The following is a 19,179-nucleotide window of genomic DNA, read 5'->3' on the forward strand; positions in this document are numbered from 1 at the left end:
ATGGCATCCTGCCATTCACACATTTCAACGCCTCATTATCCCTTGGCATACAAAAAGCAACCGTTCGCGCTCACGAAAACAGTGACCCGATAGGCTGCTTCTGGTTTGTACGTATATAATTTCGTCCGTGTAGAGAGCAAACGCTTCCTTCCTCCATGGAAGAGGGGACTTAGCACAAGGAAAGCTCCGGCGTAACACCGTCAGACTTTCGTAAGATGAAGCGTGGCTAAAAAGAGAAAAGGCGCTCAAATGGCGCCTCTTTGTTTGTTTTGTAAAGATTGGTTGGCTGCCTCTGGCGTTTCCAGCCGATTATTTCAATTAGCTCGTTTGACAAACTTAGCTTTCGCGAGTTGATTTGTTTCATGTAGCTTGGTTTAATTCCTAAGCTTTCTCTAGCCGATTTGTTTCTTTTAGTTTAGTTAACTCCCTAAGCTTTCTCTAGCCGACTACCTAAACTACGTTGAACCTGGCACACTATATTCTTCGTTTAAGTAATAGGGTTCTTGATTCATTATAGCTTCTCAAATCTGGTTGCCTCTGACCTTCTCCAACTAATTTGTTTTTTTTGCTTGGTTAGCTACCTAAGCTTTCTCAAAGCGATTGGTTGATCGTCTCAGCTTTCTCTTTTCGGCTACCCAAGCTACGTTGTACTTTATACACTCTATTCGTCGTTTAAGTCATCAGGCTCTTGCTACGTTGTAGTTTCTGCAACAGAATGACGCTGTTACAGCCATATTTCACTCGTAAGGCTGATTCTATTGTACTTTCTGCAATGTAGCTTCTCGTAGTTCCCTTTATATGAGGTTTCTATTGTACAAAGTGCAGTGTACCCGAAGTAATGGTTGGTTATCTCAGATTTTCTCCTGCCAATATGTTTCTTATAGGCTCGTTGATGTCTCTCGTTCCTCCACGTCCATCCCCCTATCTTATATTTCCACAGGCTTATCCACCACTTTAATATCTGCATAATTCCCCAAACAACAAAAAAGAACCGCTGTCCGCGCGGTTCTTTCTGTGGGTATGTCAGTGGTTCTGTCAGTCGTTCTGTCTGTCGTTCTGTCTGTCGTTCTGTCAGTGGTTCTCTCTGACGTTCTGTCCGTGGTTCTGTCTGTCGTTCTGTCTGTCGTTCTGTCAGTGGTTCTCTCTGACGTTCTATCCGTGGTTCTGTCAGTAGTTCTGTCTGTCGTTCTGTCTTTCGTTCTGTCTGTCGTTCTGTCAGTAGTTCTGTCTGTCGTTCTGTCTGTCGTTCTGTCTGTCGTTCTGTCTGTGGTTCTGTCTGTCGTTCTGTCTGTGGTTCTGTCTGTCGTTCTGTCTGTCGTTCTGTCTGTCGTTCTGTCTGTCGTTCTGTCTGTGGTTCTGTTTGTGGTTCTGTTTGTGGTTCTCTCTATGGTTATGTCATTTGCTCTTTATTTAGATCTTTCTGCGATTCTACCTGCAGTTCTGTCTATCGTTCTTTTCATGGTTCTTTCAGGTTCTCATTCACAGACCAATCCTAAGCGTTGGTTTCCTTCAAACGCTCCAGCATGTACTTCCTTACGTCATCGCCTAAATCTGCACGCTCCAGCGCAAAGTCGATCGTAGCTTGAACAAAACCAAGCTTGTCGCCTACGTCATGCCTGCGTCCGTCGAAACGGTACGCGGTCAATGAAGAAAGCCGGTTTAATTGCTGCAGGCTGTCCGTAAGCTGAATCTCGCCCGCCTTCCCCGGCGCTGCGTTCTCCAGCAATCCAAATATAGCGGGATCCAGTACATAACGTCCCACAACCGCATAATTGGTAGGTGCTTGACCGGGTGCCGGCTTTTCGACAATGTCGCGTACGCGGGCAATCTGCTTGCCGCTTTCGATGTCGACGATTCCGTATTTATGGGTCTGGTTCCACGGCACTTCCATGACTGCTACGACCGATGATTGGTCACGCTCGTAAATATCCATCATTTGGCGCAAGCAAGGCGGGTCTGACTTCAGAATGTCGTCGCCCAGCAGGACCGCGAAAGGCTCGTCTCCGATAAAGCGGCGTGCGCATAATACGGCATGACCAAGTCCGAGCGGCTCCTTCTGCCTGACATAATAAATGTCCGCCAGCTGTGATATCTTTTGCACCATTTCCAGCATTTCCTCGTTATGGCGTGCTTCCAGCTCCATCTCAAGCTCAGCAGATTTGTCAAAATGATCCTCGATCGCCCTTTTGTTGCGGCCGCTGACAATAACGATGCTATCGATACCAGAATGAACGGCTTCTTCTACAATATATTGAATAGCAGGCTTATCGATAATTGGGAGCATTTCCTTCGGCTGCGCTTTGGTTGCAGGCAAAAATCTTGTTCCCAGTCCTCCTGCCGGTATGATGGCTTTCCGTATCCGTTTCTCCATTTAAGTCTCTCCCCCAAAACGTTACATGTATGAAATAATCTCCCTCCATCATAACCGCTTGGCCTGGGATTATCTACGTTTTCAGCATCACTAAATAGGAAGCCGACGTACGCTATCGCACTACCTCATGCTGCACCGCAACTAGCACTCTAACGCCACGAGAAAGAGTCGCACCGTGTTATTACTCTAACGCCATAAGAGGGAGCCACATCACGTTATCGCTCTAATGCCACGAGAGGGGGAGCCATACCGCGTTATCGCTCTAACGCCACGAGAGGGAGCCACACCGCGTTATCGCTCTAAAGCCACGAGAGGGAGGCACACCGCGTTATCGCTCTAAAGCCACGAGAGGGAGCCACACCGCGTTATCGCTCTAATGCCACGAGAGGGGGAGCCATACCGCGTTATCGCTCTAACGCCACGAGAGGGAGCTTCACAATGAAGCTCGCACCTGCCAGCTGATCCGCATGCGGATCAAGCATGATGCTGCCTCCATGGATTTGGGCAACGGTTTGCGCGATCGATAATCCAAGACCGCTGCCTCCTTGACTGCGGTCCCGCGACATATCGCCTTTATAGAACCTCTCGAAGACACGCTCGCGGTCCTCCTCGCTGATGCCTATGCCCGTATCAGATATTCGGACGACAGCATACCCATCCTGCTCACTCAGCCCAAAAAATATTTTCCCATCCTCCGGCGTGAATTTCATGCTGTTCGCGAACAGATTCATCCATAGCTGATTAAGCTGGTCGCTGTCCGCTGTAATCGTCGTTTCTTCCATTAGAAGCTCGACGGTCTGCCGCTTAGCCATCCACTGCGGCTCGCACGCAAGCACGACGTCGCGCAGCTGCCGATCCAGACGATACGGCCGTGGATGAAAAGGATGCTGCCGCGAGTCCAAAGAAGCCAGATTGAGCAGGTTCTCGCTTAAACGCGACAGCCGCATGCTTTCTTGTTTAATGATGGTAATGTAGCGATCCCGCTCCAATTCGGTTACCTCTTCGCTGCGAAGCGCTTCAGCAAAACCTCCAATCGACGTAAGCGGCGACTGAATTTCATGGGAGACGTTCGATACGAAGTCCTGGCGCATCATCTCAAGCTGGGACAAGCTTAGCGCCATCTTGTTCATCCCCTCGGCCAGCTCGCCAAGCTCGTCCCCATGCCTGACAGGCAGGCGAACAGTGAAATCTCCTTCTGACATCCGCGTAGCCGCATTCGTCATCATTTTCAGAGGCATGACCAAATAACGGGCGGCAACGAGAATAAGCACGCTCCCGACGACAAGCAGCGTGACGAGCAGCGTAACGGCCGTCCATATAAAATTACTGTTCTGCGGGAAAGATTCCGGCTGCACGAACAATGCCCAGTTCTCGTTTCCGAACTGTACCAGCTTGCCCATGGCAGGCGGCGTCGGCGGGCTCCCTTCCTCGCGGTTGAACATTCCCATGTTGACCATATTCCCTCGGAATACGCTGCCAAGCTGCTCATATGTCAGCCTATTCACCATCGCATCGCTTCGCTCGCCAGCCTGCACGAGCCGGTTTGCGCTGCTGACTGCAATGATCGACAAGCCCTGCTGATCCGATACCTCTTCCAAAAATTCTTTCAGCGATGCTGGCTTGGAAACAGCATAAAGCTGCTCGATCCGGCTGATCGCTTTCTCCATCTGATTCGGAAGCTGTCCCCTTGCGTCACGTTTGAACATTTGATTCGTAAACAAAAAAGCAACGCCGATGCTTATTAAGACGACGACTAGGAAAGTAGCTGTGATACGGACATACAAGCTGCGAATCATGACCATTCCTCCAGCCTATACCCAAGCCCGCGAATCGTAACAATACGGAAGCGGTAGGACTCCTCCGGAAAACGATCCCTGAGCCTTTTGATATGTACGTCGACCGTCCGTTCATCTCCCTCGTAATCCATGCCCCAAATTTGTTCAATCAGCTGATCGCGCGCGAACGTTTTGCCAGGATAACCGGCAAGCTTGAACAGCAGTTCGAATTCCTTGGGCGGCAAGGTAATCTTCTCGCCGCATGCAGACATATGGAAATCGGTTTTATTCATCGTAACTTCGCCGAATTCGACCGTCTGGGATGCGGTTATGCGGTATCTTTTGAGCAGCGTCTTGACCCTAGCTACCAGCTCTGGCGGATCAAACGGCTTGACCATATAATCATCCGCTCCAAGCTCAAAGCCTTTTACTTTATGGGTCGTTTCCCCCTTCGCCGTCAGCATCAGCAGCGGAATGTCATAGCTTTCCCGCAGCGCGGTACAAAGCGCCCATCCGTCCATTCGCGGCATCATCACATCGATTATGGCAAAATCGGGGCGAACCGCATCAAGCTGCTCCAGCGCATCTACTCCATCTATGGCTTCTATCACCTGATAGCCCTCTCTTTTTAAGAAAAGGCTTACCAGCTCGCGAATATTCGGATCATCGTCAACCACGACAATTTTCGGCATTTCAATCGTCCTCCAGTCCTGCTCAAGCAAGCTCTACAAACAGCATATAATACGAACATGAACGTTACATGAACGATATTGACATTGCATGTAGATTGTAATAATTTTAAAGTAGTATTTATTACATTGAACGTATACGAAATGGAGGAGAATATAGATGACTTACAAAACGATCATTATCGGTACAGGACCTGCAGGATTGACAGCTGCCATCTATCTAGCCCGCGCGAACATGGAGCCGCTTGTCATTGAAGGTTGGCAGCCAGGCGGCCAGCTGACTACGACTACAGAGGTAGAGAACTTCCCCGGCTTCCCAGACGGTATACTGGGCAGCGAGCTGATGTCCAATATGCGCAAGCAAGCACAGCGATTCGGAGCGAACTTCAAAACAGGCTCCGTGAAAAGCGTTGATTTCAGCAAACGACCTTATACGCTAGACGTTGAGGGTATTGGCCAATTGCAGGCGGAGTCGATCATTATCTCAACCGGCGCTTCCGCGAAGTACCTTGGCATCCCAGGCGAACAGGACAATATCGGACGCGGCGTCAGCACCTGCGCAACCTGTGACGGCTTCTTCTTCCGCGGCAAAAAAATTATTGTAGTCGGCGGCGGCGACTCCGCAATGGAAGAAGCGGTATTCCTTACCCGCTTCGCCTCCGAGGTCAGACTCGTACATCGACGCGACGATTTGCGCGCTTCCAAAATCATGCAGGACCGCGCTCGCGCCAACGAAAAAATCGTGTGGAGCTTAAACCGCACGCCGCTTGAAGTAGCAGCGACAGGCATGGGCTTGCAAGGGTTGAAAGTACGCAATAATGAAACCGGCGAGGAAGAGCTGCTTGAAACGGACGGCGTATTTATTACGATAGGCCATACCCCGAATACTAGCTTCCTTGGCGGGCAAATCGATACCGATGACCAAGGCTATATTATCGTGAAGCCGGGTACCTCCGAGACGAACATCCCAGGCGTATACGCCTGCGGCGACGTTCAGGACCGCAATTACCGTCAAGCCATTACAGCGGCAGGCAGCGGTTGTATGGCTGCCCTTGATTGCGAGCGATTCTTGGAATCCCAAGCACACGAAGCCGTTCACGCATAAACTTTTTTTGAAATTCATACTGGTACAATACGTGCAAATTATGTATAATAAATGTGTTGAGATTTACAATAGAAAGGCAATGCTACCGCATCCATATGTTCACATTATGCATCGCGTTAGCGGCGCCTGAACGTGTTATGGGAGAAGGTACAACCTCGGCTTTTATGAGCAGAGGTTGTACCTTTTTTCGCGTTTTCATCCTTTCTCCCATTTAGCTTAAAGGAGCGATTATGATGTTATTAGAAGCGGTATATCACAGACCAAAGCAGAACTGGGCTTATGCCTACGACGATCAAACCTTGCACCTTCGCATTCGCACCAAAAAAAATGACGTAACCGCGGTTGAAGCGATCGTTGGCGACAAATATGCTTGGGATCAAACCATAACCACGGTGCCTATGCGTATTTTGTCCTCGGACGCACGATTCGATTATTGGGAAACGGCTGTTATTCCCCCTTTTCGCCGTCTTCGCTATGCTTTCCGCTTAACTAGCGGCTCTGAATGCATCTTGCTTACGGATAAAGGCTTCGAGCTATTGCTGCCGAATAACCCGAACACTTTTTTCGACTTCCCTTATATCAATCCGATTGACGTATTCAAGCCGCCTGCTTGGGTAAAGGATGCCGTATTCTATCAAATCTTCCCGGAGCGCTTTGCGAACGGTGATCCTTCGCTTGATCCAGAGAACGTTCTGCCGTGGGGCGGCGAACCGACGCCTTACAATTTCTTTGGCGGGGACCTGCAAGGGGTAATCGACCACTTAGACCATATTGCCGCGCTTGGCATTAATGCCGTCTATTTCACGCCTCTGTTCGAGGCTACGACCAATCACAAGTACGATACGCAGGATTATATGAAGGTCGATCCACAGTTCGGTACAAACGAGAAGCTCAAAGAGCTTGTTGTTGCTTGCCATGCCCGCGGTATTCGCGTTTTGCTGGACGCCGTATTCAACCATTCCGGCAAAACATTCCCGCCTTTCGTCGATGCGCAGCAGAATGGGCGTGATTCCAAATATGCGGATTGGTTCTATGTAAGGGAATGGCCGCTGCAAGTCGTTGACGGCGTTCCTACTTACGAAACGTTCGCGTTTGAGCCGCTTATGCCTAAGCTGAACACCGAGCATCCCGAGGTGAAGCATTACTTATTCGAGGTTGCGCGTTATTGGATCGAGGAAATCGGAATCGACGGCTGGCGGCTTGACGTAGCGAATGAGGTTGATCACCAATTCTGGCGCGAATTCCGAATGACGGTGAAAAAGGTTAACCCGGAGGCTTATATTTTGGGCGAGATTTGGCATGATTCGATCATGTGGCTGCAAGGGGACCAATTCGATGCCGTCATGAATTATCCGTTCACGAACGCCGTATTAGATTTCTTCGCCTACCAGACGATTGATGCATCACAATTTGCGCTGGCGATCGGCGAGCAGCTGGCAGCTTACCCGCAGCAGGTAACCGAAACGGCCTTCAACCTGCTGGACAGCCACGATACGCCAAGGCTGCTTACACTCTGCGGTGATAATGAAGCAGCCATGAAGCTTGCTTCCTTGTTCCAGCTCACTTATCCTGGTACTCCCTGCATCTATTACGGAGATGAAGTCGGTATTGACGGTGCCGGAGATCCTGGATGCCGCAAGTGCATGGTTTGGGACCCGGCTGAGCAAAATCGCGATCTGCTCGCTTTCTATACCTCGGCAATCGGACTTCGACGCCAATACGATGCGCTCCGCAGCGCAGATATTCGCTTTGTCCATGCCAGCAGCACAGACGGCATCCTCGTCTATGAACGGCGTGAAGGCAACCAGCGTTTGCTGATCGCATTAAATGCGCGCGAGAATGAAGCGGAACTCAGCATCCCTATCCCAGCTGTGCAAGATGGTGATGATTTGCAGCCGCAAGCTATCACATTTACCGGCTTTGCGAGAACTGATTCAGAGCCGCCTGTTGGGTTGTTATCGGCTAAGATGGCAGAATCAAGCATAATCCGATCAGCTGACTATGCGAGTGAAACCCATTGGATAACAGTGCTTTCAAGCGATTCCGCTCCTGCTGCAAACACTGCTTCAAAGTTCGATACGATCAGCGGCAAGCTTAACCTTACTCTTCCGGCATACGGTTTTGTTGTATTAGAGCAAAGTGAATACTAATAGAGAATTAATGTAATAGGAAATCAATGTAATATGAACTAAACATTAGTATGCCGTCATAGCTGCGTGAACAAAGCCATTCTTCCGATCGCGGTTGCAGCCAAATGGTTTGATTCGTTAGCTTCATATATAGTTTCCATTTGGTCTGCAAAAGCGAACATTACATTCCTTCAGAACGACTTTATTCTCTCCGCCTGCGCAGATCATTCATTCGTTCAACTTATACAGAAAGGAATGCCTCGAGCCGATCTCGGCATATCAGGCATTCCTTTCTAAGCCCTACTGGTCCTCACCTTGTTGGGCTTTGCTGCATATCATAGCCCCTAGACAAATGAGCTTATAGGATGTCATAATAACTTAAACGTTTAAGTTATTATGATTGTGCTGCATCGGTATGTCTTATACACATATGCCATCGTATTTTTGCTTGCAGGCAAAGAGGAAGGGAGCTGTATGACGATCAAAAAAGCTACGCTCAAAGATATTGCCAAAGCCGCTGAGGTGTCTGTCGCAACCGTCAGCTATGTGATCAACAACGTCACTAGCCAGACAATACCCGAGGAGACGAAGCGCCGCGTGCTGGAAGCAGCCAAACAGCTGCATTACGTGCCCAACCTAGCGGCTAGATCGCTAGTGAAGCAAAAGTCCGGCTTAATTGGAATCTTGGTCAATCGCACCGAGAATGACGGCTTTTGGAGGCAGCTGCATTATTCGACATTCATTAATCGCCTGGAGCAGCTGCTCACGGCACGAGGCTATCATGTTGTTTTATTCAGCCTCGACGCGGCTGATCCGAAGCTCGATATTATTTCCGAGCGAAAGCTGGACGGCGTCTACGTCGTCGATGTCAGAACTGAAAATTTCCACCTCATTTCAAGCCGCTTCTCGATAGGCGTTCCGCTTATTGTAATCGACAGCATCATAAATGATTCTTTGTTTTATAAGGTGAATTACGACTATGACGATGCCTTCGCCCTTGCAAAAGCATCCCCACTCGCTCCATTCGGGTATATCATCATTGATAGCTTCAACAATGAAGAGCTTACCCAGTATATTGCCTCCGTCTCGGGCTTGGAGCAAGATGCAGTTCATTTTCTAAGGGATGAGGAATCGCTTTCGCGTTTTCTGAAAAACAAAATGAATCAGACAGGATTGGCACTAAGCGAATTTGCAGCCATTATGGCGGCAAAATACGTGAATCCGGCGAATTTAGCCGTTATTTGCTCGGCAGGTTGTCCGGACATTCTACCGAACGCAGCCGTACGTATCTCGTTTGGCGATCTCAAGTCGGAAGCAGTATTTCAATTGATGATGAAGCTTTTAATAGCGCCGAGAGAAGGCCCCGATACCCAATATGTGCTTGTGAAAGCGGACAGAGAACATTAACGGTGCTAATGTGTTCTTGTAACCGCGATAATAGAAAATAAATGACACCAGTTCGCTGTCCAGTATCTTGGAAAGCGAACAGCTACTACTATTCCTATATCAACTTAAACGTTTAAGTTAAAAGACGAATGCTATTTTTTCGCATCCATGTTCGACTGCTCATTCACCATTCCAATCATTCATTCAGGAGGTTACCATATGCTTGAAATAGCTAAATCAGCCAAGGATGATGCGAAGACTACAGCCCTGACAAACGATGCGAGTACCGTATCTATTTGGAGAAACCGGACTTTTCTCGCCGTATTCTCCAGTTACAGCCTGTCACTGCTCGGCAATACCTTTCACAGCATTGCGCTCAATCTCTGGGTGCTGCAAACGACCGGAAGCGCTAAGCTCATGTCCGTCGTCCTCATCACGCATCTCGTCATCAGCATGTTGTTCGGGTCCTTCGCAGGAACCTTTGCCGATCGAACCGACCGCCGCACATTAATGTGGGTATCCGATGCGGTACGCTTCGTGCTGGTCGCAGCGATCGCTTTACTCATTTACTTTCCTAATGTGCCTTTTGCCTATATCGTCCTGTTAACCGGGCTTGTCGCATTTGCCGGTGTATTCCGTACGCCTGCCTTCCAAGCCTCGCTCGTCGAGATCGTAGGCAAAGAGCAGATTACCCAAGCAGTTGGGGCAATCAGCATCTCCGATAATATCATCCGCATATCCGGATTTGCACTCGGAGGCATAGCAGTCGCTGCATTCGGCGGCGCTTTCGCGATCGCAATCGATGCTGCCACCTTCCTCCTCTCGGCAATTCTTTTGCTGGTTGCAGGCAAATTCCCTTATCAAGCATCTAAGGACGAAGCCAAAGCGAAGACCTCCTTCAAAGAGGATCTCAAAGCAGGATTCTGTTATGTATGGAGGAAGCCATTTGCCAAAGCGGCTGTATTGCTGCTCCCGCTCGTCATGTTTTTCTTCCTATCAACCTTTATGCTAATACAAGTCATGGCCGTGAAGGTGTGGCATGCGCAGCCCTTTGTCTTTGGACTCATGGAAGCATGTATCCCTCTAGGCTACGTGATTGGTTCAATATTAATCATGCGGCTCGATACTCGGCTAAAAAGCAGAGGGAAATGGACACTATGGAGCATGATCCTAATGGGACCTTTGTTTATCGCCATTTCGCTCATGTCATCAGCAAGCGCAGCTCTACCGCTTATCTTGCTCGTTGGCTTCCTTTTCTCGTTCAGCACAACTATTATTTTCATCGCGCTTCGAGTTGCCGTTGAACCATCCATGCAGGGCAGGGTATTCGGCCTGGTAGGCGCTTTAACCAGCGTAGCCCCGCCAATCGGGCTCGCTGTCTTCTCCACCTTATCGGATCTATACGGCCCTTCCGTCATTATTGCGGCAAGCGGTACCGCCATGCTGCTGATGGGAATGATCTCCTACCGGCGTTTCACAGCTATTCGTGCCTTCCAGTAGCTGGGGGGGAGTCCCCGGTAGCTAACCCTTTAATGAACCTGCCAGCGCACCCGAGATGAAATAACGCTGAAGAAATATAAACAAAGCAATCATCGGCAATGCCGTTATGACGACACCAGCGAGAAGCACGGGATAATCGGTAATGTACTCTCCCCGGAATTGCAGCATAGCTAGGGGAAGCGTCAGCTTATCCTTTCCATTCAGCAGCAGCATAGGGAAAAGCAGGTCATTCCAGACGATAACGAACAAAAATGCTGCTGTTGCCGCGAGGTACGGAGCGCTAAGAGGAAGTGCGATACGTGCAAGAAGCGTCCATTCGCCTGCGCCGTCGATCTCCCCTGCCTCCAAGATCTCCTTCGGCAATGTTTTCATAAAACCAGATAGCATGAACACGGAAAGCGGAAGCAGCACCGAAGCGGATACGACAATTAATCCCGCTAAGGAATTGCTCCAGCCCAATTTATGCACAAACGTGTAGATCGGGATCATATTCACTTGTGACGGAACCATCAGTCCAATAGCGAATAAGCCGAATACGAATGCCCCTGCCCGGCGTCCCGAGCGCATGATGCCATACCCGATAAATCCGGCAAGCAGAAGCTCGAGACCTACCGTAGCCAGCGTAACGACAACGCTATTGCGGAAATATCCCCACATCGGTTGTCCGTCGAACAGCGCCTTGAAGTTGTGGAGCGACAGCGATTCCGGCAGACCAAGCGGACTTGCATAGAACTGCGGTGTCGTCTTTAATGAGGTAAACAATACGATCAATAAAGGAACGAGAATAACAGCTGCGAACAAGAGCAGCAGCAATTTGCCTAACCATTTGAGAACCAACGATTTCACCTGCCTGCTTGCTAATAGTTTACGCGATCGGTCCGAAGCGCGCGGAATTGAAGAAACGTAATAAACGAAATCAGCACAAGAAAATATACGGATGCCGTCGACGCTTTGCCAAACGTATAATTCATGAACGCCGAGTTGTAAATATAAGTCGATAAGATTTCAGTGGAATACGCTGGTCCGCCTCCGGTCATCGTGAACACAAGGTCAAACGCCTTAAACGATTGAATAGTCGTATAGGAAACTACGATCGCGGCAGCCGGCGCGAGCAGCGGCCAGATCACCCGAAAGAACAGCTGCAGCCGCGTTGCGCCGTCCAGCTTTGCCGATTCTACCAGCTCCTCCGGTATCGCTTGCAGTCCCGCGACGAACAAAATAACCATTTGGCCGATATGCGCCCAAGCTTGAACGGCCGCAATCGAGAATATCGCTATTCCTGCATCGCCCAGCCAATTTTGTGTCCAGGATGACAGGCCAACCGCCTCAAGCAAGCCATTCAATAACCCGAGCAACGGATCGTATACGAACGTCCAAATGAATCCGACCGATACGGACGAGAGAATCGTTGGAACAAAATAGAGGGAACGCAGCGCTACGTTCACCTTTGTCTGCTTGGACAGCTGCAGCGCAAGCAGCAGCGAAACGAGCGTCTGCACCACAACGACAGCGAGCATAAATTTAATGTTGTTTACGATCGATTTGCGGAAAATAATATCCTTGGCTACGTTCGCATAGTTATCCAAGCCAACGAACTGATAGGACGGCGATAAGCCGTCCCAATCCGTTAAAGAATAATAGAAGCCCGTAACCGTCGGATAAATGAAGAGTACAAGGTACAAGGCAATGCCCGGTACAAAAAACGGTAATAGCTTCGTTGCCTTTTTCATTCGTTTATTTTCCTATCTGCTGGTTCACGATCGCTTGCGCGTCTGCCGCGGCCTTCGCCGGCTCCGTCCCGCCTAACACGGCTTGTATGGAGCTGGTGACCGCTTTCTGAACCTCTGCGTTTTTAATCGTAAAGCGGGGTTGGAACCGCGTTTTCTTCGCCGTCCATTCAGCAACAGCCTTCAGCTCGTCGCTCGTGTATGCCACGTCTTTGACCGTAACGTTCTGTCCCGTTCCGTTTGCGTATTCGCCGGCAACATCGCTTTGGCTCAGAAATTCGATGAATTTCTTCGCTTCCTCCGGATGCTTCGACTTGCTGTTCACAGCGAGCATGAAGGTCGTCGTATGAATCCCCTCAAACACGGCTTGATCAGCAGAAACCGTAATCGGCGCAAGCAAGCCCTGCTGCAGCTCTGGATTGTTTTTCTTATTGCCCACGAGCTGGTAGGAGCCAGTAGCCAGTATCGCCGCCTTCTCCTGCACGAACAACGCACCTGCCGCATCGCCCTTCGTTCCGAGCGCATCCTTCTGGAAATAACCTTTGTCATTTAACTCCTTGAATTGGGACAGCGTCTTGACCCACCATTCATCGGTAAGCTTTGTTTCGCCCGCTTCAAGCTTCACGAATACCTCTTCATCGGGCGCGTTATTCATTACCATCGGATTCATGAATTGGCCTGGACCGATATCTGCTCCCGGGAATGCAATCGGCACGATGCCTTCCTGCTTCAGCTTCTCGGCCGCAGCAAGGAAGCCCTCCCAATCCTTCGGCACCTCGATGCCGTATTTCTCGAATAGCTTTACATTATAAATCGGAATGTTGTATACCAGCTGGTAAGGTACCGCCAGCTGCTTGCCTTCTTTTTGGCCCGATTCAATTAAGGATGGCGTAAAGTTGGCTACGAAAGAGGCTCCTGTCAAATCGGTGAACAAGCCGGCTTTGGCTATCGCCTCGAACTGGGCGCCCGGGAATGAAGCGAACACGTCGCCTACCGAACCGTCAAGCAGCTTCGCTTGAGCTGTCGATTGATATTGATCGGAAGGGAACACCTGCGTTTCCACTTTAATGTTCGTGTTCTTCTCCTCGAACTTCTTAATGATGCCGTCGAGCACGGCAGCATCCTCGCCGCGCCAGTGAATAAAGCTGATCGTTACAGGCTTATTTCCATTGCCGCCTTCCTCCGAACCTTCAGACGGCTTGTTCCCGCCCGTATTCGAATTCGCAGAATTATTCGAACCGCAGGCCGACAGCACCAAGCTCAATATGATCGTTAGCGCCAGCAGCGCTAGTTGCGGTTTACGTAATGATTTCATTCTCATTCCTCCAATGGATTAAATGGTGATGCCTTTAGCAGCGAGCTTCCGCTTCACGAGAGGCAGCAGCAGCTCTCCTGAGATTTTAGCTTCTTCCAGATGCGGATAACCCGATAAAATAAATGAGGTGACACCGGCATCAATAAACTCGATTAAACGATCCGATACCTGCTCCGGCGTTCCGACGAACGTCACCGCGCCGCCGCCGCGAATCGCAGACAGCCCTGACCAAAGGTTAGGTCCGATTACATAGTCCTGCTCCTTCGATTGGCTGAACAAATCCATCTGGCGTTTCTGGTTCGTCGCATCCGTCTTCGAATGCAGCTTCTCCTTAGCCTTTAATTGCTCCGGATCGGCTTTGCTCAGAATGTTCCAAGCTGCCGCCCAAGCCTCTTCTTCCGTTTCCCGAACCACGACCTGTGCCCGAATACCGTAGCGCAGCTCTCTTTCGATACCCTTCTCTGTTTTAAGCTCTGCCAGATACGTTTCCATCTCGCCGATTTGACCTTGAATCCAATCAAGCGGCTCCGTCCACATTAAGTAAACGTCCGCCGTTTCCGCTGCCACACGTTTGCCAGCGACCGAACTTCCTCCAAAATACAGGGGGGGATGCGGCGTTTGAATCGGCGCAGGCTTGCTAAGGCCGCCTTCTACCTCATAGTGTTTCCCAGCAAAATCAAAGCCTGCCCCTTCGCTTTCCGGCTGCTGCCATACACCCTTCACAACATCAAGAAATTCTTTTGTCCGCTCATAACGTTCATCGTGGCTGCCATGCAGCGGATCGCCAGTTGCTTTTAAATCTGCCGGGTAATGTCCGGTTACCACATTAATGAGCGCGCGTCCGCCTGACATGCGGTCCAGTGTCGAGGCCATGCGGGCAGCAAGCACAGGTGAGACGAGGCCTGGTCTCATCGCAATTAGCGGCTTCAGCTTCGTTGTCGCCGAGGCTACCCAAGAACCAACGATCCAGCCATCCCAGCAATCCCCTCCAGCCGGAATAAGCGCGAACTCATAACCCGCTTCCTCTGCGGCTTGTGCAACCTCTACAAAATATTGCTGAGACGGTTCCCGTTCCGGCTTCACGCCTATATAGCGACCATCTCCGTTTGTCGGAATAAACCAGCCAAATTCCACCTTTGCTTGCTTGCTCATTTCGTTTGTCCCCTTTACGCTTCGTTGTCGTGAAGTAAAGAATGCTATGTTCGAGTCATACAACAACAAACGCATACGATGCGAATATTGCCGTTTCACCAGTTGTCCGGTAGATAACCAACAAAATTTATCGGATTAATTTGTTATTTGAATAATAGCAAGGAGACACCCATCGTGTAAATGTCAATTCGTAGCTTGAGTTGTTTGTCATTTTGTGGTTTCATAGGTATGAACCAAATCATAGGATAAGCTTCACATCGGAAAAGCAATGGTAAAAAAGGGGGGGCCATCCATGTTCCATAACATGAAAGAGGATCATCACGAGCAGCTTGAGATCCACTATTTCACGCCGTCTGCATTCGAGAAGGCAGGCGCAGCTTGGCCTATTCGGCTCGGTGCCAATATCGCAAAGCCCGGCTATCATATCGGTCCCCGAATTACGCCTTATTATTATTTGATTATGGTGCTTGAAGGGGAAGGCACCTTTATTCAAGGGGGACAAACGTACCCGCTGCGCAAGAACGATCTCTACTGCCTGTTTCCTCAGGTGACGCATGAATATTACACAACCGAGCATGCTTTGCTGCGCAAAATCTTTTTTGCATTCGATGGTAAATACGCACTGTCCCTGCTGGAGCGAGTCGGACTAACTCCCTATCAACCTCATTTGCGGGACGGATTGACCAATGCTGCAATTGAGCGAATGGGGCAATTCTTCACCCTTGCCACTGACAAGGTAGAACCTGCTTCGGATTTGTTGCGCCTGTCCATCTTTCATCAAATATTCGACATCCTCGCTAGAAGCAATGTTCCGCAAGATGTTCTCGCCTCATCTGGCAGCTGGCTGCAGCGGGCAAAGGATTATTTGGAAATCCACTATGCCGACGGGATAACCATTGAAAGCGTTGCGGATTATGTAGGTATCGACCGCACGCATTTTTCCAAAAGCTTCTCCAAAGCTTTCGGACTCTCTCCGATGAAATATGTGCAGCAGCTCCGTATGAACGAAGCTAGATTACTAATGAAGCAGACGGACTACAAGCTTGCTGAAATTGCGCAATCCGTCGGGTATCCCGATTTATTCTCCTTTTCGAAGGCATTCAAAAAACATGTTGGCGTGTCTCCTGCCCAGTTCAGGAAAGAATAACCCTCCCAGTTAAGAAGCGCCCTTCGTCTCGCTCCCCATTCTGCTTTTGAAGAGATGCAGGACATATATGAACCCAACCAGTACCAGCACATTCGTAATTTCCCACATTGCCCATGCAAAGCCCAGACTGTTAAAAAAACGGCATCACACTTCAATATTTTTGCAAATCTCCTCCTATGTCGCTTTCTAGGCGATCCAAGCAAGCGGATGCTCCTTACAAAGTTCGTCCCCAATCTGTATACAAAAAAGAGGAAACCGCACTTTATGTGCAGCTCCCTCTTCATTATTTCAATATAACCGTGCTGTATGCAGGAATCGTTAGCCTGCTCTCAGCTAGCTCGGCTTCGGTGCTTGTCGCTCTGGTAAGCGCCTCAAAGCTGCCATATGCTTGAGACGCTTGCAACATCGTCGTTTGCTTGTCTGGGGATAAATTATGAATAACGAGTACACGTTCACCGGCTGTCATTCGAACATAGGCGCTAAGCTTTCGATTAGCCGGTTCCAGCTTGAACTCCGCAATGCTCCCGTCCCGCAGCGCGGGTTCCTCGTTCCGACACTTAATCAGTTGGCGATAATGGTTCAGTAGAGAGGCTTCATCTTTCGTTTGCGCTTCTACGGACACCTTTTCCGGCTCCAGATTAAAGCGCGGCTTCTCCCATGCAGTCTGACCATCGCCGCCGCTTGAATCTTTATACCACGGCATCGGCTCGCGGATAAACTCATCTGGCTTAGCGCCTTTCATGCCGAGCTCCTCGCCGTAATAAAGATAAGGCGTTCCCGGAAGGGTCAGCAGCATAGCCGCCGCCATTCTGGCATGATCAATGTTTCCGTTCAATACGGTCATGACGCGATTCTGATCATGATTGCTCAGGAATGGCGCATCCACGAACTTGCCGCCCGAGGATTTCTCGTAGACGCCATAGGCGCGCCCTAGCGAGAAAGCCAAGTCTACATCTAGTTCTTTGTCGGCTGAGCTAATCAAGCGCCCCGCCAGATCAAAGTGAAACGCGGAATCCAGCGCTTGGTCAAAGTAAGGCGCGATCACCGTCAGTGAATCCCATACCTCTCCGATGAGGTACGCATCCGGCTTCGATTTTGTCACGCCTGTACGGAATTCCTGCCACCAGGCTTTGTTCTTAGCCTGAATCTCCGGCGTGCTAGCCGTTGAAGCAAAGTCTCCATATATATGCTTGGCTGCATCCAGCCGAAATCCGTCCAGTCCTTGATCCAGCCAATATTGACCGATCTTGACCATTTCCTCTCGAACCTTAGGCTCATCGAAATTCAGGTCAGGCATACCCTCCCAGAACACTCCGAGATACTTCAAACCGCCATAGCTATGCCAAGGGTCGCCGCCAACCGCGCCGTCTGCACGAACCTTATCGTCTGGCTTCGTGAACGTATACCAGCTACGGTAAGGGCTATTCTCATCCGCGAGCGCTTCTTTGAACCAAGGATGCTCCTTGCTCGTATGATTCACGACAAGATCCATGATGATCTTAATCCCGCGCTTATGCGCTTCACCCAGCAGCTTCTTCAAGTCCTCAAGCGTACCGTACTCCGGATTAACGGCATAATAATCGGTCGTGTCGTATCCGTGATAGCTTGGAGAGGCATTGATCGGCATAAGCCAAATGCCGCTCACGCCAAGCTCTTGCAAATAATCAAGCTTGGCGGTAACCCCGTTCAAGTCGCCAATTCCGTCTCCATTCGTGTCATAGAAGGAACGCACAAAGATTTCATAATAAACGCCTCCTGGCTGTTCATCCACTTGATAAGCCGCTGCGGCCGGTTCGCCTTCACTTTCACCTTCACTTTCACCTTCACTTTCACTTTCACTTTCACTTTCACTTTCACTTTCACTTTCACCTTTACCTTTATCATCACCATCCGGTGTACTAAGGGCATGATTTCCTTGCGCTGGATTTCCCGAATGCGGCTCAGTGCTGTCGCCGCCCAAAGAGCAAGCAGCAAGTGCAGCAAGCAGCATTAGACTAAACAGGACAGTTCCAACGTTATGCAAACGTATGTCTTTCATGCCTTACCCTTTTGAAGCGCCGGACATAAGCCCTTGCACAAGGAAACGCTGCAAGAAGACGAATAGCAACGTAATCGGAATCGCAATCAAGACCGCACCAGCCGCAAAGAGCGTAAAGTTACTGTTCTGATAGGAGTTAACAAGATCCCACATTCCGACAGCCAGCGTCCAGTTGTCTTTGCTGCGCAGCACCAATCTCGCAAATATGAAGTCAACCCATGAGCCCGCGAATGTCGTTAGTGCCACGTACGTAAGCATCGGGCGCGATAGCGGGAGCATGATTTTGACAAATACCTGCAAATGAGACGCTCCGTCAATACGCGCCGCTTCATCTAAGCTGCGTGGAATCGTATCGTAGAAGCCTTTTACGACAAAGCCTCCCAGTACCGCACCTGCCGAATAAACGATGATCAACGCTGCATGCGTATCCAGCAAATTAAGCTGCAGCAAGAAAATAAAGATCGCAATCATGCTCATAAAGCCGGGAAACATGCCGAGTACAAGCATAATCGTCAGTGTCATCTTGCGGCCGCGGAAGCGGAAACGCGACAAGGCGTACATGCTTAGCGTAACGAGAATCGTAGAGAAAATCATCGTTAAAGTCGCAATCTTCAGCGTGTTCAAGTACCAGACTCCGTAACGGAAGCTTGGATTCGTGAACAGCTCTTTATAATGGACAAGCGTAAAGGATTCCGGAATCAAGCTCGAGCTGAATAGCGACGTACCCGGACGAAGCGACGACAGCAGCACCCAAAGCGCCGGATAGATCGCGCAGATGGCAATCGCTATTAATAAGAGATAGCTTAACGTCAAACGGACAACATTCGCTGTTTTGCGTCCCATTT

The 19,179-nt window shown here is 49.8% G+C and carries 14 protein-coding genes; 5 read left to right on the forward strand and 9 right to left on the reverse strand.

What is annotated here, in order from left to right:
- Positions 1-1,492: 1,492 nt before the first annotated feature.
- The 3 genes from galU to AB4Z29_RS28140 form a co-directional block, all read right to left on the reverse strand.
- The gene (galU, locus tag AB4Z29_RS28130) at positions 1,493-2,371 is read right to left on the reverse strand and encodes a UTP--glucose-1-phosphate uridylyltransferase GalU (protein WP_441946277.1); all 879 of its coding nucleotides are present in this window, start codon (positions 2,369-2,371) and stop codon (positions 1,493-1,495) included.
- Between the two features lie 404 nt (positions 2,372-2,775).
- Positions 2,776-4,167 (reverse strand): ATP-binding protein, encoded by a 1,392-nt coding sequence (locus tag AB4Z29_RS28135; protein WP_441946278.1) that lies wholly within the window; start codon positions 4,165-4,167, stop codon positions 2,776-2,778.
- Entirely contained in the window at positions 4,164-4,838 is a 675-nt protein-coding gene (locus AB4Z29_RS28140; protein WP_441946279.1) for a response regulator transcription factor, read from the reverse strand. The genes AB4Z29_RS28135 and AB4Z29_RS28140 overlap by 4 nt, the downstream gene beginning before the upstream one ends.
- Positions 4,839-4,995: 157 nt before the next feature.
- Here AB4Z29_RS28140 and trxB point away from each other — a divergent pair, with 157 nt between their 5' ends.
- From trxB to AB4Z29_RS28160, 4 genes are all read left to right on the forward strand, one after another.
- Entirely contained in the window at positions 4,996-5,940 is a 945-nt protein-coding gene (trxB, locus tag AB4Z29_RS28145; protein WP_441946280.1) for a thioredoxin-disulfide reductase, read from the forward strand.
- Positions 5,941-6,173: 233 nt separating this feature from the next.
- Positions 6,174-8,090, forward strand: coding sequence for a glycoside hydrolase family 13 protein (locus AB4Z29_RS28150; RefSeq protein ID WP_441946303.1), 1,917 nt, complete (start codon positions 6,174-6,176; stop codon positions 8,088-8,090).
- A 453-nt stretch (positions 8,091-8,543) separates the two neighbouring features.
- On the forward strand, positions 8,544-9,476 hold the full coding sequence (locus AB4Z29_RS28155; protein ID WP_441946281.1) for a LacI family DNA-binding transcriptional regulator: 933 nt from the start codon (positions 8,544-8,546) through the stop codon (positions 9,474-9,476).
- 198 nt (positions 9,477-9,674) lie between these two features.
- The gene (locus tag AB4Z29_RS28160; RefSeq protein ID WP_441946282.1) at positions 9,675-10,955 is read left to right on the forward strand and encodes an MFS transporter; all 1,281 of its coding nucleotides are present in this window, start codon (positions 9,675-9,677) and stop codon (positions 10,953-10,955) included.
- A 21-nt stretch (positions 10,956-10,976) separates the two neighbouring features.
- On the opposite strand, the gene AB4Z29_RS28165 is transcribed toward AB4Z29_RS28160, so the two are convergent.
- The 4 genes from AB4Z29_RS28165 to AB4Z29_RS28180 are packed head-to-tail and all read right to left on the reverse strand — an operon-like array spanning position 10,977 to position 15,149.
- Complete coding sequence (locus AB4Z29_RS28165; protein ID WP_441946283.1) at positions 10,977-11,792, reverse strand: carbohydrate ABC transporter permease; 816 nt, start codon at positions 11,790-11,792, stop codon at positions 10,977-10,979.
- 20 nt (positions 11,793-11,812) lie between these two features.
- Positions 11,813-12,685, reverse strand: coding sequence for a carbohydrate ABC transporter permease (locus AB4Z29_RS28170; protein ID WP_441946284.1), 873 nt, complete (start codon positions 12,683-12,685; stop codon positions 11,813-11,815).
- A 4-nt stretch (positions 12,686-12,689) separates the two neighbouring features.
- Entirely contained in the window at positions 12,690-13,997 is a 1,308-nt protein-coding gene (locus tag AB4Z29_RS28175; protein WP_441946285.1) for an ABC transporter substrate-binding protein, read from the reverse strand.
- 18 nt (positions 13,998-14,015) lie between these two features.
- Complete coding sequence (locus AB4Z29_RS28180) at positions 14,016-15,149, reverse strand: LLM class flavin-dependent oxidoreductase (protein ID WP_441946286.1); 1,134 nt, start codon at positions 15,147-15,149, stop codon at positions 14,016-14,018.
- 292 nt (positions 15,150-15,441) lie between these two features.
- On the opposite strand from AB4Z29_RS28180, the gene AB4Z29_RS28185 reads away from it, so the two are divergent.
- A complete protein-coding gene (locus tag AB4Z29_RS28185; RefSeq protein WP_441946287.1) occupies positions 15,442-16,296 on the forward strand; it encodes an AraC family transcriptional regulator in 855 nt (284 codons plus the stop codon).
- Positions 16,297-16,579: 283 nt separating this feature from the next.
- Here the strand turns inward: AB4Z29_RS28185 and AB4Z29_RS28190 are convergent, their stop codons facing one another.
- Together AB4Z29_RS28190 and AB4Z29_RS28195 are read right to left on the reverse strand one after the other, a co-directional pair.
- Positions 16,580-18,334, reverse strand: coding sequence for an alpha-amylase family glycosyl hydrolase (locus tag AB4Z29_RS28190; protein WP_441946288.1), 1,755 nt, complete (start codon positions 18,332-18,334; stop codon positions 16,580-16,582).
- A 3-nt stretch (positions 18,335-18,337) separates the two neighbouring features.
- Positions 18,338-19,177 (reverse strand): sugar ABC transporter permease, encoded by an 840-nt coding sequence (locus tag AB4Z29_RS28195; RefSeq protein ID WP_441946304.1) that lies wholly within the window; start codon positions 19,175-19,177, stop codon positions 18,338-18,340.
- Positions 19,178-19,179 lie beyond the last annotated feature (2 nt).

The organism is Paenibacillus sp. 2TAB23 (assembly GCF_052115165.1).
Lineage (GTDB): Bacteria > Bacillota > Bacilli > Paenibacillales > Paenibacillaceae > Pristimantibacillus.

What these genes read in the sequence shown, in the direction of transcription:
- galU (WP_441946277.1), bottom strand. Translation starts at nt 2,371, where the DNA reads ATGGAGAAACGGATACGGAAAGCCATCATACCGGCAGGAGGACTGGGA.
- AB4Z29_RS28135 (WP_441946278.1), bottom strand. Translation starts at nt 4,167, where the DNA reads ATGATTCGCAGCTTGTATGTCCGTATCACAGCTACTTTCCTAGTCGTC.
- AB4Z29_RS28140 (WP_441946279.1), bottom strand. Translation starts at nt 4,838, where the DNA reads ATGCCGAAAATTGTCGTGGTTGACGATGATCCGAATATTCGCGAGCTG.
- trxB (WP_441946280.1), top strand. Translation starts at nt 4,996, where the DNA reads ATGACTTACAAAACGATCATTATCGGTACAGGACCTGCAGGATTGACA.
- AB4Z29_RS28150 (WP_441946303.1), top strand. Translation starts at nt 6,174, where the DNA reads ATGTTATTAGAAGCGGTATATCACAGACCAAAGCAGAACTGGGCTTAT.
- AB4Z29_RS28155 (WP_441946281.1), top strand. Translation starts at nt 8,544, where the DNA reads ATGACGATCAAAAAAGCTACGCTCAAAGATATTGCCAAAGCCGCTGAG.
- AB4Z29_RS28160 (WP_441946282.1), top strand. Translation starts at nt 9,675, where the DNA reads ATGCTTGAAATAGCTAAATCAGCCAAGGATGATGCGAAGACTACAGCC.
- AB4Z29_RS28170 (WP_441946284.1), bottom strand. Translation starts at nt 12,685, where the DNA reads ATGAAAAAGGCAACGAAGCTATTACCGTTTTTTGTACCGGGCATTGCC.
- AB4Z29_RS28175 (WP_441946285.1), bottom strand. Translation starts at nt 13,997, where the DNA reads ATGAAATCATTACGTAAACCGCAACTAGCGCTGCTGGCGCTAACGATC.
- AB4Z29_RS28180 (WP_441946286.1), bottom strand. Translation starts at nt 15,149, where the DNA reads ATGAGCAAGCAAGCAAAGGTGGAATTTGGCTGGTTTATTCCGACAAAC.
- AB4Z29_RS28185 (WP_441946287.1), top strand. Translation starts at nt 15,442, where the DNA reads ATGTTCCATAACATGAAAGAGGATCATCACGAGCAGCTTGAGATCCAC.
- AB4Z29_RS28190 (WP_441946288.1), bottom strand. Translation starts at nt 18,334, where the DNA reads ATGAAAGACATACGTTTGCATAACGTTGGAACTGTCCTGTTTAGTCTA.
- AB4Z29_RS28195 (WP_441946304.1), bottom strand. Translation starts at nt 19,177, where the DNA reads ATGGGACGCAAAACAGCGAATGTTGTCCGTTTGACGTTAAGCTATCTC.